Annotated in this window: 18 protein-coding genes and 1 other annotated feature (1 of these 19 cut by a window edge); of the genes, 5 read left to right on the top strand and 13 right to left on the bottom strand. The window is 39.3% G+C overall.

The features are described 5' to 3' along the window. A partial coding sequence (locus IQ283_RS10670) for a TrkH family potassium uptake protein (protein WP_194220167.1) occupies positions 1-933 on the bottom strand: 933 nt, incomplete at its 3' end. A 138-nt stretch (positions 934-1,071) separates the two neighbouring features. Between IQ283_RS10670 and IQ283_RS10675 the strand changes: the two genes are divergently transcribed. The 3 genes from IQ283_RS10675 to IQ283_RS10685 all read left to right on the top strand — a co-directional run bounded on the left by IQ283_RS10675 (position 1,072) and on the right by IQ283_RS10685 (position 4,008). Continuing rightward, positions 1,072-2,664: a GAF domain-containing sensor histidine kinase gene (locus tag IQ283_RS10675; RefSeq protein WP_194220168.1), complete on the top strand. Its 1,593-nt coding sequence runs from the start codon at positions 1,072-1,074 to the stop codon at positions 2,662-2,664. Positions 2,665-2,676: 12 nt separating this feature from the next. Continuing rightward, positions 2,677-3,324 (top strand): response regulator, encoded by a 648-nt coding sequence (locus tag IQ283_RS10680; protein ID WP_194220169.1) that lies wholly within the window; start codon positions 2,677-2,679, stop codon positions 3,322-3,324. 135 nt (positions 3,325-3,459) lie between these two features. Then, complete coding sequence (locus IQ283_RS10685) at positions 3,460-4,008, top strand: NADPH-dependent FMN reductase (RefSeq protein WP_194220170.1); 549 nt, start codon at positions 3,460-3,462, stop codon at positions 4,006-4,008. A gap of 40 nt (positions 4,009-4,048) precedes the next feature. Here the strand turns inward: IQ283_RS10685 and IQ283_RS10690 are convergent, their stop codons facing one another. The 10 genes from IQ283_RS10690 to IQ283_RS10730 form a co-directional block, all read right to left on the bottom strand. Continuing rightward, positions 4,049-5,131, bottom strand: a complete 1,083-nt coding sequence (locus IQ283_RS10690) for a Ger(x)C family spore germination protein (RefSeq protein WP_194220171.1) — start codon at positions 5,129-5,131, stop codon at positions 4,049-4,051. Continuing rightward, positions 5,128-6,222, bottom strand: a complete 1,095-nt coding sequence (locus tag IQ283_RS10695; RefSeq protein ID WP_194220172.1) for a GerAB/ArcD/ProY family transporter — start codon at positions 6,220-6,222, stop codon at positions 5,128-5,130. Before IQ283_RS10695 ends, IQ283_RS10690 begins: the two co-directional genes overlap by 4 nt. Positions 6,223-6,245: 23 nt before the next feature. After that, entirely contained in the window at positions 6,246-7,736 is a 1,491-nt protein-coding gene (locus tag IQ283_RS10700) for a spore germination protein (protein ID WP_194220173.1), read from the bottom strand. Between the two features lie 130 nt (positions 7,737-7,866). Then, positions 7,867-9,309 (bottom strand): NADP-dependent isocitrate dehydrogenase, encoded by a 1,443-nt coding sequence (locus tag IQ283_RS10705; RefSeq protein ID WP_194220174.1) that lies wholly within the window; start codon positions 9,307-9,309, stop codon positions 7,867-7,869. Between the two features lie 268 nt (positions 9,310-9,577). After that, the gene (locus tag IQ283_RS10710; protein ID WP_194220175.1) at positions 9,578-10,150 is read right to left on the bottom strand and encodes an SCO family protein; all 573 of its coding nucleotides are present in this window, start codon (positions 10,148-10,150) and stop codon (positions 9,578-9,580) included. A gap of 199 nt (positions 10,151-10,349) precedes the next feature. Next, positions 10,350-10,667 (bottom strand): ArsR/SmtB family transcription factor, encoded by a 318-nt coding sequence (locus tag IQ283_RS10715; RefSeq protein WP_194220176.1) that lies wholly within the window; start codon positions 10,665-10,667, stop codon positions 10,350-10,352. A 92-nt stretch (positions 10,668-10,759) separates the two neighbouring features. Beyond that, positions 10,760-11,209 (bottom strand): NUDIX hydrolase, encoded by a 450-nt coding sequence (locus IQ283_RS10720; RefSeq protein ID WP_194220177.1) that lies wholly within the window; start codon positions 11,207-11,209, stop codon positions 10,760-10,762. Between the two features lie 144 nt (positions 11,210-11,353). Continuing rightward, the gene (locus IQ283_RS10725; RefSeq protein ID WP_194220178.1) at positions 11,354-11,494 is read right to left on the bottom strand and encodes a hypothetical protein; all 141 of its coding nucleotides are present in this window, start codon (positions 11,492-11,494) and stop codon (positions 11,354-11,356) included. Between the two features lie 26 nt (positions 11,495-11,520). Then, complete coding sequence (locus IQ283_RS24280) at positions 11,521-11,643, bottom strand: hypothetical protein (protein WP_276511829.1); 123 nt, start codon at positions 11,641-11,643, stop codon at positions 11,521-11,523. A gap of 114 nt (positions 11,644-11,757) precedes the next feature. After that, positions 11,758-12,084, bottom strand: coding sequence for an ArsR/SmtB family transcription factor (locus IQ283_RS10730; protein ID WP_276511830.1), 327 nt, complete (start codon positions 12,082-12,084; stop codon positions 11,758-11,760). Positions 12,085-12,373: 289 nt separating this feature from the next. On the opposite strand from IQ283_RS10730, the gene ctaG reads away from it, so the two are divergent. Beyond that, positions 12,374-13,279, top strand: a complete 906-nt coding sequence (gene ctaG, locus IQ283_RS10735) for a cytochrome c oxidase assembly factor CtaG (RefSeq protein WP_194220179.1) — start codon at positions 12,374-12,376, stop codon at positions 13,277-13,279. A 419-nt stretch (positions 13,280-13,698) separates the two neighbouring features. On the opposite strand, the gene IQ283_RS10740 is transcribed toward ctaG, so the two are convergent. Further along, positions 13,699-14,175, bottom strand: coding sequence for a hypothetical protein (locus IQ283_RS10740; protein ID WP_194220180.1), 477 nt, complete (start codon positions 14,173-14,175; stop codon positions 13,699-13,701). 150 nt (positions 14,176-14,325) lie between these two features. Between IQ283_RS10740 and IQ283_RS10745 the strand changes: the two genes are divergently transcribed. Further along, a complete protein-coding gene (locus tag IQ283_RS10745; RefSeq protein WP_194220181.1) occupies positions 14,326-15,057 on the top strand; it encodes a yteA family sporulation protein in 732 nt (243 codons plus the stop codon). 31 nt (positions 15,058-15,088) lie between these two features. On the opposite strand, the gene argS is transcribed toward IQ283_RS10745, so the two are convergent. Continuing rightward, positions 15,089-16,774 (bottom strand): arginine--tRNA ligase, encoded by a 1,686-nt coding sequence (gene argS, locus IQ283_RS10750; RefSeq protein WP_194220182.1) that lies wholly within the window; start codon positions 16,772-16,774, stop codon positions 15,089-15,091. Between the two features lie 54 nt (positions 16,775-16,828). Beyond that, positions 16,829-16,897: a binding site (T-box leader), on the bottom strand (it continues 145 nt past the right edge of the window).

The raw sequence follows: 16,897 nt of genomic DNA on the forward strand, positions 1-16,897 counted from the left end.
GCTTGGAGATGCGCCGATAAACATAAGTAAACTTAACACTAACTGCGTAGACAGAGTGAATTCACTCACGTCCATAGTCGCGAGACCACCATTTCTCGTCGTAACGGATTGAAACAATGAATAGAATAGCGATTGATCCCATGACTTATCAGCCAAGAAATTTCCTGCTTCTAAAATCCAAATAAGGGCGGTACCGATTAAGATTAGAGCAAAAAAAGTAACCGTCGTAACCTTTGTAAACAACGTAAAGCGGTACGCTACCGTTTCTTTCTTTTGGAATAAGTAATCCTTCAGTTCGATAAGAACAGGGAACCCTATTGCACCTAATATAAGCAGAATCATGTTAATGGATTGCACAAAATAATCATTTGCATATGGAATAAGTGAACTCCCAGTAATATCAAATCCTGCATTTGTCGTAGCACTTACTGAAGCAAAGAATCCCTGCAAAAAGGCATCTTGCCACGCATCATAATACTTTAACAAATAGATCCCAAGAATAATTGTCCCTATCGCTTCAAATAAGAGAATAAGCCCGAGGATTTGTCTCATTAGACTTACAAGACCAGCTAATGTACCACGATTTTGATCTGTACTAATAAGCTGACGTTCTTTCATCCCTATTTTCTTTCCCATTAACAACCAAACAAAAGTTCCAAGGGTCATAATCCCAATTCCACCGAATTGAAGTACGAAAGCAAGGATGTATGTTCCGGTTGTACTAAACGTATCAGCAGTAGAAACGACTGTTAATCCTGTAACACTAATTGCACTTACAGCCGTAAATAAAGCATCTATAAAGCTCCATTCAACATTAGCTTGATGGGCAATCGGAAGACTTAAGAGAACCGTCGATAATGCTACAGCCGCAAAATAGAAAAGAACAATCAGCTGGACGGAAGAAAGTTCTGTTGCTTTTTCTTTGATTTTCATATTATTCCTCCTCAGCCTCTCTGATCTATGAATAGATTATTTCGGACATCGTATTCTTGTAAATCTTACTGTTTAGATAATAACCCTCTTAATAGTATAATAAAAAATGTCAATTGTTTAAATATTGGGGGAACTACTGTGGATGATCAACGATACGAGCGTGAATTACTCACCTTGAAAACCATTGCCGAAACATTAAATCGTTCAACTGACCTGAAGACGATGCTTCAATCTGTTCTTGAAGAGCTTTTGAACGTCACCGGACTCAAAACAGGATGGATTTTCTTATCAAACTATAAGAAGCAGTTTACTTGTACAGCCGATGCAAGACTTCCTGAAGCTCTTGCATTGAAAGAAAAGGAACCAATGTGTAAAGGAACTTGCTGGTGCTTAAATAAATTTTGGGATGGACGACTGAACGAGGCAGTTAACATCATTGAATGTAAACGAATTGAAGATGCCATCCATCACAAAACCGGTGATACAGAAGGATTAACTCATCATGCGACCGTTCCATTAACAGCCGCCGGGGAATCATTTGGTATTTTAAATGTTGGTTCACCTGGTAAAGAAAAGTTTACTGAGGAAGAACTTACTCTACTTGAATCGGTTGCTTTTCAAATTGGAACAGCTATTAAACGAGTACGATTATATCAAGATGAGCAAAAACGTGCAGAAAACTATTCGAAACTTGAATCACTTACAAGAGAATTATGGAAGTGCCAACATACTGAGGAGATCATTAACGGGATTGTACGGCAAACCGCTCAATCTTTTAACTGGCCTATCGTCGGTTATTTCCATAATAGCGGTCATCAGCATGTTCTCCACTCTTTGTACGATCAAAACAAATTAAACGTACTGAACATGCCTTATTCTGATGATACACTAAAAGAAGTTATAGAAGCAGTGGATAAAGAAATTCCAGTTACACCTCACACGTTTCATCTTCCAATTGATGCGGAAATCACTGAAATTCATGCCCGAGCGGTTACGATTCGAAATGATCAAATAGGTATTCTATTTGCTCTTAGTCACAAGGATGTAAGGCTCTCAAAAATGGATGAAGAAATTTTACAAGCTGTTGCTGATCACACGGCTCTTGCGATTGAGCAATCACGAGTAAATGAAAAGAGACAGGAGCTAATCCTCTCTGAAGAACGAAACAGACTTGCAAGAGACTTGCATGATTCCGTTAGCCAAAAACTGTTCTCATTATCAATGACAGCACGTGGTGCACAGAGTATTCAAGACAACCCTCTAGTTCTTAATGAGGCATTAGTCGATATTCAACAGCTATCTCAGCAAGCAATGCAAGAAATGAAAACATTAATCTGGCAGCTTCGACCTGTGGGAATTGAAGCCGGTGTGATGACGTCCCTTAAAACTTATGCACTAGGACTAGGTCTGCAAGCCGTTTGTGATGTTTCAGGTCTTAAACTCCTCCCTAGACCAATAGAAGAGGCGCTTTTCCGGATTGGTCAAGAAGCGCTCAACAATATACATAAGCATGCTGCTGTAAAAGAAGTATCACTCCAGCTGGCATTTTCTGAAACCGATGCTAGCTTAACAATTGTGGATCACGGTGTTGGCTTTGATCAAACGACTGTTGGGGATTGCACACTTGGTCTTAGAGGAATGAAGGAACGTGCGGCAATACTCGGTGGCCATTTATCCATCACAAGTACAAGAAACTTTGGGACAACAGTACAAGTTATACTGCCGATATGAGAGGAGGATATGATGAAAATTAAATTACTTCTTGCTGATGACCATCTTATGGTTCGAAAAGGACTTCGCTTATTCTTACAAACACAGGAGGATATTGAAATTGTTGGGGAAGCAAAAAATGGAGTTGAAGCCGTGAAGCTTGCTTATGAGCTCAGTCCTGACGTTATTTTAATGGATCTAGTTATGCCTGAAATGGATGGAATTGAAGCAACTAAGCAATTGAAAAAAAACGCCCCACACATCAAAATTATTATCTTAACAAGTTTTTCAGATCAGGATCATGTTCTTCCAGCCATTAGCGCTGGTGCTGAAGGGTATCAATTAAAAGATATTGACCCTGATGAGTTAGTTTATACAATACGCGCAGCATTTAGCGGTAAACGCCAACTTCATCCACTCGCTACAAATCAGCTGATGTCTCATATGACTAAGAAAGATCAAGTCGATGATGAACGCAGAATCACAAACCTTACACCAAGGGAGAAAGAGGTATTAAGAGAAATCACTCTTGGGAAGAGCAACAAAGAGGTTGCTGCCGCTTTATATATTACTGAAAAAACAGTAAAAACTCATGTAAGTAGTATTCTTTCCAAATTAAATTTCCACGATCGGACACAGGCTGCTCTCTTCGCGACAAAGCAGAACTGGTTTGAAAATTAAATCTACAACTAAAGGCTGAGACTGAATTCCTTCTTCCCTCCGATGCCCGATACAAGAATTTAAAATACACTTAGATTGAAATACTCACATTTGAGGTAATAAAAGAATATAGAGGTATGAGAAAGGAGCTTTCCTATGAAAGTAATGGTGATGAACGGTAGTCCAAGAGACAAATCTATGACGAGGAATTTAACAAATACAGTTACCGATCAATTAGATGAAAAGGGAATTGAAGTGCTCACATTCGACGCAGGATTCCATGACCTCCCTTTGTTTAAAGGGAGAAAAGAAGATCTTGATCATCCAGAGGTGCAGCGCCTCATAAACCATGCAACAAAAGCTGATGCATTTGTTATTTGCTCTCCTGAATACCACAATGGCATGAGCGGAGCTTTAAAAAACGCACTCGATTTTTTAGGTGGTTCTCATTTCAAACATAAGCCAACTGTTCTTGCTTCTGTTGGCGGTGGTGGAAAAGGCGGTATTAACGCATTGAACAATATGAGAACAGTTATGAGAGGGTTATATGCTCTCGTCCTCCCTGATCAATTCTGCGCAGATCCCACATGCTTTGATGAGAAAGGTTACATGGTGGAAACAAAAGCGAAAGAACGTCTGACAATCGTTATAGATGAACTAGTTTCCCTATCCCAAACTATAGAAAATAAAATAGAAGTACAGTAAGAAAGAGCCCGATAGCGTTTCTCTATCGGGTTCTTTTCGCCTATTCTATGACTCCCGACTCTGTTACTTTCACATCCATATGAAATTCGATATCCATATCAGGATAACGGTCCATCCAATCCTCATGACTGAAATCACCTCGAGTCACACTACGAATCGCATTCCCAAGTCCAAGAGGATCGATCTTTAGCCGTTGGAATTCTTGAATCATCTCATTTCCTCTGTTCTCAATTTCCTTCTCCATCGTTTTCTCAATTTCTTTAAGCTTCTGAGGGGTTAGCTGCTTTCCTGAGTACTCCTTGATTACTCCTAAAACCTCACCATGAGCTTGAACCTTATTGCTTCTAACCTTTTTTAAGTTAAGGTTTCTTTTAGAAGCAATATTATAAATAGCAGCATGCTCTTCATCATTCAGTTTCACAGTAAATGAATCGTTACTAGAAAATTTCTCATACAGAATTTTGAATGTAAACAAACTTTGTGAGTCAATGGTAGTAACCATTTTATCTCCATTGAATAATGCAAGCCCAATAATCTTCACCTTATCTCCATCTTGTTCAACCAACGGAAGGATCGGATCATTTCCTTCTGAGTAGTAATGGTACAGAAAGTTATGCAAACTCGTTTGTGGCAGCATGCCGTGCTTAGTATTATGACTTAAAGTATCATGGATAAATGTACCAGTATCCACGTTCCCATAATTGGTACTTAATAATGTTTCCATGTCACTGTTAGAAATGCCCAAGAACACTCTTGAACCAATTGACGGATCTCTTTGGAGCGTATCAACCAATTCAATAATACCTTCTGATTCTGCCATTTCCCTGCTAAAGAGAGCAACCTCCAGTTTTCCACTTACAAATGATTTTGATGACTCGGAATTATATTGACTGCGAATTTCTTTACTAAGTTCAGCTGTTTGAATAAAGATGCTATTATCAACCCTACCATTAGCTTGGTATTGGGGAGCTACTGCAATTCCTTTAATAAAACTTTCTTCATTGTCATCTTCAGGGAGATCATAACCGATAATCGTCACCATTTGAATATCATCTAGAATACTGCTTTCCACACACCCTGTAAGTAGGACACTACATATTACGAATACCAGGATCAGTCTCATTCTGACCTCCCCACCTTACTTTTGATATACTGAACTACAAATAAGAATGGTACATAGAGATAAACAAAGTAGAACCCCATTTGACTCGTATACTGATTTAGTAAATCAATGCTCTCTCTCCTAGCAAAGGCACTGCTAGCCAATAAAATGACAAAAAGAAGAGGGATCGTCACATTTCGTTGACTGATATTTGATAACCTCCTAATTGCTCTACCTCCAGCCCATATCGTAATGCAGAGATTTGGAAGAATCACAAGTGCCCACGAGGTAATACCAATGTACTCAAAACGCTGAACAAAAGGCATTTCTGCAATTTTCCATGTTGTTAGCGTCGCCCAAATGGTCTTTTGTAACTGTTCGGTACTAAAGAAGGCGATCGTTGTAATCATGACTGTTGTATAAATAAAAACCGTAAATAAGTTCCCTGCCTGCGCCCATCGATGAGATTTTTCGGGGTCATTCACAAATGGGAGGTACATAAAAAGCGTTGTAAAACCTAAATAAGATAAGGAAGCCCCCTTAACTCCCTCATACATTTCAATTATAGAGTGGTTGAATATCGGCAGAAGGTCTCGGAAATGTCCATAAAACATCGGAAAGATCATCGTTAAAATAAGATAAAATGGCAATACGACACCAAAGAAAGCTATACCGGCAACTACCCTAAACCCACCAGATAAACAGTAATAGACTAAAAGTAGAAACACAGAACCGAAGATCCATTTATTTAAGTCTGGAAACATCCATACTTGAACCACTTCGATATATGTACGTAGAATAGTCACGCTCATCGCAATGAAATAAACAATAGCAATCCAGCTAAATAATCCTCCTATCCATTTTCCAAAAAGATTTTGATGTAACGAAATGAGGTCCCCTTTTTCCTTTAGCATGATTTTATATATCAAATAAATAATCACATTAAGACTAAGGCCAGCAACTAGTACCGAGATCCAAGCATCATTTCCTGCGTATTTTGCGCTGATTCTTTGAAACCCCATGACTCCTACCCCTACTTGAACGGAATGAACAAGGTAAAACACTAGAAATGGAGATACTTTATACTCATCTTTCACTTCTGGTCCAGCCATATAAAAGCATCTCCTTTCTCCGTTTACTCATGGAAATCATTTTTCTCTTTCTTCGTTACTGGGTTAAATCGTACTGTATCCTCTGTTTGTAATTGAATAGGTCGCTTATTTTGAAATTTCAATGGAAGCCTAATAAGAGCATCCTTTAAATCCTGAACACGTAATGGGTAGATTGGCTCTAGGAATGGTCTACCTAACGATTTTAATTTGAGAAGGTGAGCTATTAAAAAGCTAAAGCAGATCGTTACACCAAGGAGCCCCCACAGATGAGCGAAAAACAGGAAAGGAAACCTTGTTAAGCGAATAGTGTTGCTCATTCGATAGACAGGAGTTGTAAAGGAGGCAAGGGCAGAAAGTGCCACGATAATTAATAGGACGTTGCTTGTTAATCCTGCTTCAACTGAAGCAGTCCCAATAACAATACCGCCTACAATACCGATCGTTTGACCGACTTTTGTCGGCAATCGTGCTCCAGCTTCTCTTAGCAACTCAATGGCTAACTCCAAAAATATGGCTTCAAGAATGGGAGGTAGCGGTATACGTTGCCTGGAGCTAACGAGGGTGCCGAGTAGATCTTTCGGTATCAGTTCGTAATGATAGGTTAATGTTGCTACATAAACCGGTGTCACAAGTATTGAAAATAAAATCGCAAAAATGCGGATCATGCGAGCACTTGAGGCGACGATCCAATTCACAAAATAGTCTTCAAATGCTGAAAAGAATTCGACAAGCGTCGTTGGCCCAATCAGAGCCTGAGGTGATCCATCTGAAAGAATCACAATCTTCCCTTCGCATAACACGGATGTAGCGCGGTCAGGTCTTTCGGTATCAATGAGTTGCGGGAATGGAGAATTTCTATTATCGGATATTAATTGCATAAGAACGGAACTATCGACAACCTGATCAACTTTAAGATCTGCGAGACGCTGTTTAACGGTGTTTACATTCTCTTCGTTTGCAATTCCCTCAAGGTAGAGAACGATTACTTTCGTATTTGTTAGCTTTCCGATCGTTAACTCATATGCTTTTAATTCATGTACAGGTAACCGTTTTCGGATTAAATGTAAATTAGTATCTAGTGCTTCTACAAATGCTTCCTTTGACCCGACAACTGTAAACTCGACTTCAGGTTGTGTGATCGCTCTGGCCTTTTTTACCTGACAAGGTATCATCGCACATTTTGTGGCAGATTCATTCAAGCGAATAATAATAAAACCCATCATTACTTTTTCGCAAATTACCTTAAGATCTTCTGTAATGATGACGCCTGGCACGGGTACCCTTTTCTTCACCTCATCAAGTGACTTCAATGGTTCTCTCACGAGATAGGGTAAAATGTGGTCGTTGAATTCATTCTCATGAATAAGCGTTTTAAAATAATATAAAAAGAAAGAGCTGTTATCCTGTTTATTTTCAAAATGCAAAAAATCATCGGAGTCTTTTAAGCTTTTAATTAGCTCAGGCAAGTTTTTCAGCTTATCGGGAGATCGACTTTTTTTAAACCATCGAAGCACTTTCAGTCACCACACATTCTCATGTTCTCTTTGTAGTTTCTACAAGTCACATCAATTTATCCACCTCCAGGCTTCATCAATGAAATCAAACCAAATAAAAAAAGCGTGTCATTACGACACGCTTTTTCCTTTATTGCCCTTGTGCTAAGGAGTATGCAATCTTACCGTCAAAGCGATATAAGTTCTCGATCTTAATCCAATCTAATTCTTCTGATTCAATTTGTGTTAGTAGTTCACGGATCGCTCCTTGAGTTTCTTTTTTACCTTCAACTGGTTGGAACCTGCAGCGCCAGTGATCAGATAAGAATGTTTCAGAGAATCCATTGGGATATACTTTCACACCACGATTTGTCATCATCACAAATTCATGATTGCTTTCTGCCGCTGCACGCGTTAGCTTCTCTGCAATTTCATCAATTGTTAGGGTGTTGTTAAATAAAAATACATCTGTTCCGTCAAGCTCGCGTTCAGGAACATAATTGGGACGATTCGTTTCTTCTTTCTCTTCCAATACTTCTTTACGATATACGACCGGTTCGAGTACTGAAGGAGATTGACCAAGACGTTCAACTACTGCATGAGAGAATTCTTTCGTTCCAACAGCATTTTTCCCTTTTGCAATATCGCCTGTTAGCACGCCATCCTCAATTGTTTTCAACCATGCATTGTGAATTTTCTCTGCAGCTTCAGGCTGTCCAATATGAACAAGCATCATAATCGCACCGTGCAGAAGACCTGATGGGTTTGCAATACCTTTACCTGCAATATCAGGAGCGCTTCCGTGAATAGCTTCAAACATCGCAATTTGATCACCGATATTGGCAGATCCCGCCAAACCTACACTTCCAGCAATTTGAGCGGCAATATCAGAAGCGATATCACCGTATAAATTCAATGTAACGATTACATCAAATTCTTCAGGCGAATCAGCTAAGCGCGCCATACCAATGTCAACAATATAACTATTAGATTCAATTTCAGGATATTCAGCCGCAATCTCTTTGAAAACCTGATGGAAAAGACCATCACTTAATTTCATGATGTTATCTTTCACGAGACATGTTACTTTCTTACGATTGTTTTTACGAGCATATTCAAATGCATGACGAATGATACGCTCAGATCCCGGTCGTGAAATAAGCTTCAAGCTTTGTACAACGTCCGGTGTTTGCTGATGCTCAATTCCTGAATAGAGATCTTCTTCATTTTCTCGAACAATGACAAGATCCATGTCAGGATGCTTATTTTCTACAACAGGGTTATAAGAAACGCAAGGGCGAACGTTTGCATATAGACCCATAGCGGTACGAATGGTTACATTTAAGCTCTTGTATCCTCCACCCTGTGGTGTTGTAATAGGTGCTTTGAGAAGTACTTTAGTTCGACGCAACGAATCCCATGCTTCCTGAGGGATTCCCGTTGAATTTCCAGAAAGGTATACTTTCTCTCCAACGTCAATAAATTCAGGCTCAATTTCAGCCCCAGCTTGTTCTAAGATGTGCAAGGTTGCTTCCATAATTTCTGGACCAATGCCGTCTCCTGTTGCTACCGTAATTGGGCGCTTTTCTGCCATGATCTTCTCTCCTTCTCTCTGGTCTATCAATACACATTGAAAAACCCGGTAGGCTCAATTAGAGAACACCGGATCTTTCAGATACAGTGAAATATCCATTTCTCAAGATCGTTCAACTCTGGACTTGAATCATGGAATAAACCAACATTTTGTTATCGCTTTCCAAGGTTATTATAGAAATCATGTGCTTTTTTGTCAATTTTACAGAGTTTCTGTCATCGCCGCTTCAAAAAAAACCAGCCTCTAAAGGAAGAGGACTGGTTGATCATTATTGAAGCGCTTTGACGTCGTCCACGATCTCTTCAAATGGAACGTTAGAATAGCCAGAATACTTCTTAACGGCAATCCCTTCTTTATTAACAAGGTAGAAATTAGTACCATGAATGAATTGATCTGAACTTGGGTCAGCATCTACAGCCGTTTTAAAACTACTTTCCGCAAAACCTTTTATTTCGTCTTCATTGTATCCAGTCAAGAAGTGCCAGTTAGATAGATCAGCATCAAATTTTTCAGAGAATGTCACAAGCTGTTCAGGAGTATCCCGTTCAGGATCTACTGAAAATGAAACGAGTTCTACATCTACATCCGCTTCACTTAGCTTATCCTGAAGCTGTGACATATTCGCTGTCATTGGGGGACACACCGTCTCACAATTTGTAAAAATAAAATCAGCTATCCACACTTTTCCTTCTAAATCATTTAATCCAAACTCACTTTTTGTATGGTCTGTATATGTAAAATCTTGTACTTTCCAATCGAGATCGTCAGGAACTTCTTTCCCACATGCAGCTAGTACGACAAGAAGAGTTATTACTGTTACTAATAACAGTCGATTCTTCATAATGGTTACCTCCAATAAAAATAAAATTAAGCGCTCTCTTTACCTTATCTCAAAATAAGGAAAGATGCTATACGACGTAAATATCGGTTTTGAGAATTTCATGAACAAAAAGCTGTATCTCTCAAAAAAGCCTCTTTCTTTTTTTGGGTCTAAAAGTTTAAACTTTTGAACTATAAGTATTTAAAATAGAGTAGAAGGACTAATAGCAAGTCTCTTCTACTTTTGCTAGCAGCATTTTTAACGTTGTGACACCATCCTCTAATTGTAGAGAATAGAATCTCGTTGTGCCTTTCTGCTCAACAGAAACAAGCCCAACTTCACGCAAAATTTTCAGATGATGAGAAATAGCAGGACGTGATAAAGTCGATCGCTCCGTAATCTCATTCACACTTAATGGATCGTGTTCACTAAGTAGCATAATGATATCCTGTCTATAGGGATCACCAAGCGCCTGGAAGATTGGTGTGCTTTTGCGAAAAAGTTGGATCGCTTCCTGATGGTCATTTTTCTGATTCATAGCAGAAAGCCTCCTATTCGTTTAAGTGTTTAAACATATAACCTAATTTCAGCATATAGGAATCTTTCTATCCTGTCAATAAACGGTTACGGTTATAAATAACCTAACTTTTCCAAGACTACCTTATGATTTGGGTTCATTTCGCTAGGTAACTCGTTTAGTGGAAAATATTTCACTTCTGATACTTCATTTCCATCTAATTTAAAAGCTTCACTCTCACATTGTCCCTTATAAACAGCAATAACACTATAAACCTCATCTCCATTTGGATATCGGTAATATAACTCTTCACCAGAAAAGAGGGAAACAAACGTTAACTCCTTAATACCTACTCCTAATTCCTCAAACGTTTCACGTACAGCCGTCTCTTCAAAAGATTCTCCCGGCTCCATAAATCCACCTGTTAATCCCCATAGCTTATTATCTGTTCTCTTCTGTAACAGTAGCCTGCTCTTCGTATGATCAAATAATAAAATCGCAACACCAGGTAGAATTAATGGCCGACTCCCAACTAACGCTCTTATTTGTTGAATATAGTCCATAGTACCTCCTAAAGAATTGAAATCAAACAAAAAGCCTCTCGATCTCTCGAAAAGGCTTTTTATGCGGTGGCAAACGCCCAAACCCAGAAGGCTACACCCCAGACAGCACAAAGAACTAATAAAATAATAAGAAGGCGAATATTTTTATTTCTCATGGTTGTCCATCTCCCCATGTTCTACCGTTTTTTCTTTTCTCTTTAACATATACAAGAAAAACCCAAATAAACCAAACACTACAAAAAATAGCCCTGTTGACATATAAACTAGAATCGACCCTATATCCATATTTTGTCCACCTTTCTAATTCCGTACTACCCGCTGTATGATAAATAGATGGATAATACTCCAATGACCATCATCGTTATAAAAGGCAGAACAAAGGCCAGGAAAATAACAGCGGATTCTGTTTTATGCTGTTTAATTTTAGATAACAAGAAGCCATTCTCCTTTCACTTTATCAATCACTCAAATAATAGTATAACGAAACTTCACTTCATTACCGTCCATTTTTCTTGAACGTTTCCGTACAATTCTACCATACAGAGCGATTAATCGTGACAGGCATGGTGGATCGCCTGGTGAAGCAGTGCCATCACATGCTGATCATCAGGAGAATAAAAAATACTCGTGCCGGCTCTTCTAAACTTTACTAAGCGTAAGTTCTTCAAAAAGCGAAGCTGATGAGAAACAGTCGATTGAGAAAGATGCAGAGCATCCGCTATTTCACTTACAGCACATTCCCGATCTGCCAACAAGTTTAATATCCGAATCCTCGTTGGATCTCCCAAAGCTTTAAAAGTTTGCGAAACAATAAAAAGTGTTTCTTCATCTAGATCCAATTGTTCTTTTGCCACATCCTGCCCATGATTATCCAAAACGATCCCCTCTCCCTCATTACATGAACATACATTCATATACCATTCTGTTGCCATTGTATGAAAGACCTTTCACTATTGTCAACTTAGATGAGGAAGCCTGTCACGATTCCTTCACACAAAATGTAGAACCCGCCTTGAGTTAATGGGAAATCCTTTTTACAATAGAGTAAGAAGAAAAAGTAAAGGCTTTCTTATCGTTAGATAGGATGCAAGAAGATGATATGGTATGATGAAAACGGTCAACATTTACTGTCAGGCATTATGATCATAGATGGAGGTGTTCCTAATGTGGGAACAATTATCGAGCACATTTTCGTTTAGTGCTTTATGGAGTCCTGGAATTATGGTAGCTGCAATCGTTATTGCTGGATTCTACTTACTTCTAACAGGACCTTGGAAAAATAGCTTTAAAGACTCGGCACCGATTCCCCTTTACAAAAAGATCTTTTTCTTAATCGGGGTTTTCTTATTTTATCTCGGACTTGGCGGTCCACTATCACTTATGGGGCATTTATTACTCAGCATCCATATGACTGAGATGGCGCTCGTATATTTAGTCGCTCCACCACTCATGATAGTAGGCACCCCAGCATGGTTGCTACGTCCACTGCTAAATATCAAAGTGATTCGTAAAATCTTTAAATTTTTCACATTCCCTATTATTTCACTGCTTTTATTTAACGGGTTATTTTCTTTCTATCATATCCCAGAAATCTTTGATTACTTAATGGTGCACTATACGGCTCAGAATTTCTATAAAGCCGCTCTAATCCTGACAGCCTTTGCTATGTGGTGGCCACTTGTTTGCCCAATACCAGAATACGATACGTTATCAGGTGTTAAAAAACTTGGATACATCTTCGCAGATGGTGTCCTACTCACACCAGCATGTGCTCTCATTATTTTCGCAACTACTCCATTATACGCTACATATACGGATCCAACGATTTGGGCAAATGCAATGGGATATTGCGTACCAACCGGCACGACCGTTTCACCTGAACTATTTGACCAATTCAAACCACTAGGCATCATGGAAGACCAACAGCTAGGCGGCATCATCATGAAAATCATCCAAGAACTCTCATACGGCACCGCACTAGGCTACATCTTCTTCCAATGGGCAAGAAGAGAACGAGAAAAAGACGCCGAAGAACTACAATCACCAGAATTCCGAATCAGTGAGATTTAATACGAAAAGCGGAGCGGGCCCGCCTAAATCCGCAGGATGTTGGAGCCCATGAGATTGAGACGCTCTTTGTCTCATTCGATTGGGCGAAACAGCCGGAGGATTTGGCCCGCGCAGCTAGACACCGAAAAGCGGAGACGAGCGTTTAGAAACGGAGATATTGGAGCTCTTGAACTAGAACACGCTCTTTGTGTTCTGGTGAAAGAGTGAAATATCGCAGTTTCTGCGAGTCGTAGCTAGACACCGAAAAGCGGAAGTGGGCGGTTAGACACGGCAGGCACTGGAGCCTTTTCATTTGAACACGGTCTTTGTGTTCGGATGAAAAGGTGAAGTGACCGAGTGTCTGCCCACTGTAGCTAGACACCGAAAACCAGAACCCCCCGTTCAAAAAAGCCATGAAGCACTTTGCTTCATGGCTTTTGTTATTGCATACCCTTCCGTCTTAACAATTGTCGTAATCCGCCCCCAATTACTACCCCAATAACAATACCTATAATAGCAACAAAGGTCGGTGGAATAACAAAAGGCTCTGTTCTTAAATTCGATACAATCACAGCCACCGTAGAAAAATACGCTCCACATACAAAGGGTAAAGACAGGTAATCACCTGGTAGTTCCCCTGCTTTTTCGATAGCACCTAGATAGCTTTCATAAATCGCAAACATGTAAACACAAGGATAAAACATAGCCCATTCATAATTTGTAACTGAAATTGCCTGGACGGACTTACCTTGAAAACTATAGAGAATATTCATATTAAGATTTGCATTCACATTGATCAAAAACTCAAGCCCAATAAAAAAAGCACCTCTTATGTAATTCTTATTAATGATTTGTCCAAACCCGGGAAAGGCAATACTCCACAAGAGAACTTCAATTGGATTTACTTTTCTGTTCATCCCATCACCAGCTTCTTATTGTCTCAGCTACATTTTTACCTTTTCCATATTACTGGTATTTCATCCAACTCTCATGGAATTATTTTCAGAAGTAGCACCCTTCTTTTTGATCCATACTACGGATATAAGAAAAAGAAGGGAGAAATGACTATGTTAACAACGAACCAACTTCGTTCATATAAGAAAATGATTCAAGAACGCATCCTGGCTCTTAGTGATGAATTAGATGAAAACGATGAATTTGGTGTTTCTCAGTCTTTTGCTCAACATTCTACAGGTGAACTATCCAATTACGATAATCACCCTGGCGATACGGCGACAGAATTATATGAACGCGAGAAAGATCTATCACTAAATGAACATGCAAAAACAGAATTAGCAGAACTAACAAAGGCCCTTGAACGAATTGGAAATGGAAAATACGGCATATGTGAAGTTTGTGGAAATGATATTTCAACAGAAAGACTCGCTGTCCTTCTAACTGCTTCAACATGTGTAGAACATAGTCCATCACAAAAGACATCAGACAAAAGACCAGCAGAAGAAGGGGTACTTGGCAATTCCTTCGAGGAACATGTAAACGACTCTAACGATGCTACCTTTTTTGACGCTGAAGATTCATGGCAACGAGCTGCGAAGTATGGCACATCCGAAACTCCATCAGACTTTAACGCTCCGGAAATGAACTATGACAGAATGTATATTGATTCCGATGAGCCTGTCGGATATGTCGAGGAAATCGAATCATTTTTATCAGCCGATCTAGATGGCAAACCATCTGGAGTTATTCCAAATCAACGGCATGAACGTTATGAAGACTTACTGGATGATCATGATCTGAAGGCAAGTCAGGGTACAATTGAGGATAGTGACCTCATTTAATAAAGCAGCCCGCAATAAGCGGGCTGCTTTATTACATTTCTTCTGGTGCATGTAAGCCTAGCAATCGTAAGCCTTCTTGTAAAACAATAGATACAGCTGACACAAGCTGCAGTCTCGCTTGTTTGTAAGTATGGCCATCTAAGATACGAACCTGTCCATAGTATTTATTAAAAGAACGTGAAAGTTCCAAGACAAATTTTGCGATTTGAGAAGGGTCGTATTCAGCTGCTGCTCTTTCGATTACATTTGGAAAACTAAGCAGCTTTGTAACAACTGACCAGGCTTCTTCATCTTCAAGATCTTTTATATGATCATTGGATTGAAAATCTCCTTTGCGTAGAATAGAACAGGCACGTGCATGAGTATATTGCACGTACGGACCGGTTTCACCCTCGACACGTAGCATGTCTTCAAGTGAAAACTCTATATCATTACGACGATCATTCTTTAAGTCATGAAACAATACGGCCCCTACCCCAATTTGTTCAGCAATCGCGTTTTTATTTTCTAAACTAGGATTTTTGGTTTCAATATTTACTTTTGCAAGCTCGATTGCTTCAGTCAACACTTCTTCTAACAATACTACTTTCCCTTTTCTTGTCGACATTTTCTTTCCATCTTTTAACATCATTCCAAAGTTAATATGGTGCATTTGATCTGCCCAATCGAACCCCATTTTCTTTAATACTTCAAATAATTGTTTGAAATGTAGACTCTGTTCATTCCCTACAACATAGAGAGCCTTACTAAATCCATATGTCTCATAGCGATAAATGGCCGCAGCGAGATCACGGGTTGCATAAAGTGTGGCGCCATCTTTCTTCTTAATTAGACAAGGTGGTAAACTCTCTCCAAGTTCTACTACCATGGCGCCACGAGATTCAACTAAGAGATTTTTTTCTTCAAGTAGATCAATGACGCCTTGCATTTTATCATTATAAAATGCTTCTCCATTTGTTGAATCAAAGGTAATCCCCATAAGCTCATAAATTCGATCAAACTCCTTAAGAGATTCTTCACGGAACCATTTCCATAATGAAACGGCTTCTGGGTTACCTTCTTCTAATTCTTTAAATGCCTTACGCCCCTCATCTTCAAGACCATTATCTGATTCCGCTTTTTCATGAAATTTAATATAGAGCTTAAGGAGTTCTTTAATCGTTTGCTCACGAACCTTTTGGTCCTCCCCCCACTTTCGGTAGGCCGTTATCAATTTTCCGAACTGAGTTCCCCAGTCCCCAAGATGATTAATTCGAATGGGGCGATAGCCGACTTTTTCAACAATTAGCGCTAGTGAATTGCCAATAACGGTTGAGCGTAAATGACCCATTGAGAAAGGCTTCGCTATATTAGGAGAGGAAAGATCAATCGTCACGGCCCCATCCTTTCCTACCTTAGAAGCCCCGTACTCACTTCCCTCACGGAGAATGCGACTTATTACTTCAGTACTGACCATTTTCTTATCAAGAAACACATTAATATAAGGTCCGACTGCTTCTACTTTTTCAAAGACTGCCTGATTGATTTCAGAAACAAGTTCCATCGCAATTTGATGAGGAGGCATTCGTTTCACTTTGGCAAGATCGAAGCATGGAAAGGCATAGTCACCTAAAGAGTCATGCTTAGGGAGTTCAATTCTCTGCATAATATTAAGAAAGCTCACTTCTTTTTCACATGCTTCATAAAGTTGTTGTGCAAATAATTCTTTGTAATTCATACGTTTCCTCCTATTTTTATATCCATTTGTCTATAAAAAAATCTCCGTCTCTATAAAAGAGACGGAGATGAATTCCGCGGTACCACTCTGATTGCTCAATAAACGAATTGAGCCAACTTCACT

Origin of the sequence: Pseudalkalibacillus hwajinpoensis (assembly GCF_015234585.1) — a bacterium.
Taxonomy (GTDB): Bacteria; Bacillota; Bacilli; order Bacillales; family Guptibacillaceae; genus Guptibacillus; species Guptibacillus hwajinpoensis_B.

Excerpts from the sequence above, each read along its gene's own strand:
- ctaG (WP_194220179.1), top strand. The coding sequence starts at position 12,374 with ATGTGGGAACAATTATCGAGCACATTTTCGTTTAGTGCTTTATGGAGT.
- IQ283_RS10740 (WP_194220180.1), bottom strand. The coding sequence starts at position 14,175 with ATGAACAGAAAAGTAAATCCAATTGAAGTTCTCTTGTGGAGTATTGCC.
- IQ283_RS10680 (WP_194220169.1), top strand. The coding sequence starts at position 2,677 with ATGAAAATTAAATTACTTCTTGCTGATGACCATCTTATGGTTCGAAAA.
- IQ283_RS10685 (WP_194220170.1), top strand. The coding sequence starts at position 3,460 with ATGAAAGTAATGGTGATGAACGGTAGTCCAAGAGACAAATCTATGACG.
- IQ283_RS10710 (WP_194220175.1), bottom strand. The coding sequence starts at position 10,150 with ATGAAGAATCGACTGTTATTAGTAACAGTAATAACTCTTCTTGTCGTA.
- IQ283_RS10720 (WP_194220177.1), bottom strand. The coding sequence starts at position 11,209 with ATGGACTATATTCAACAAATAAGAGCGTTAGTTGGGAGTCGGCCATTA.
- IQ283_RS10715 (WP_194220176.1), bottom strand. The coding sequence starts at position 10,667 with ATGAATCAGAAAAATGACCATCAGGAAGCGATCCAACTTTTTCGCAAA.
- IQ283_RS10690 (WP_194220171.1), bottom strand. The coding sequence starts at position 5,131 with ATGAGACTGATCCTGGTATTCGTAATATGTAGTGTCCTACTTACAGGG.
- argS (WP_194220182.1), bottom strand. The coding sequence starts at position 16,774 with ATGAATTACAAAGAATTATTTGCACAACAACTTTATGAAGCATGTGAA.
- IQ283_RS10725 (WP_194220178.1), bottom strand. The coding sequence starts at position 11,494 with ATGGATATAGGGTCGATTCTAGTTTATATGTCAACAGGGCTATTTTTT.
- IQ283_RS10745 (WP_194220181.1), top strand. The coding sequence starts at position 14,326 with ATGTTAACAACGAACCAACTTCGTTCATATAAGAAAATGATTCAAGAA.
- IQ283_RS10705 (WP_194220174.1), bottom strand. The coding sequence starts at position 9,309 with ATGGCAGAAAAGCGCCCAATTACGGTAGCAACAGGAGACGGCATTGGT.
- IQ283_RS10695 (WP_194220172.1), bottom strand. The coding sequence starts at position 6,222 with ATGGCTGGACCAGAAGTGAAAGATGAGTATAAAGTATCTCCATTTCTA.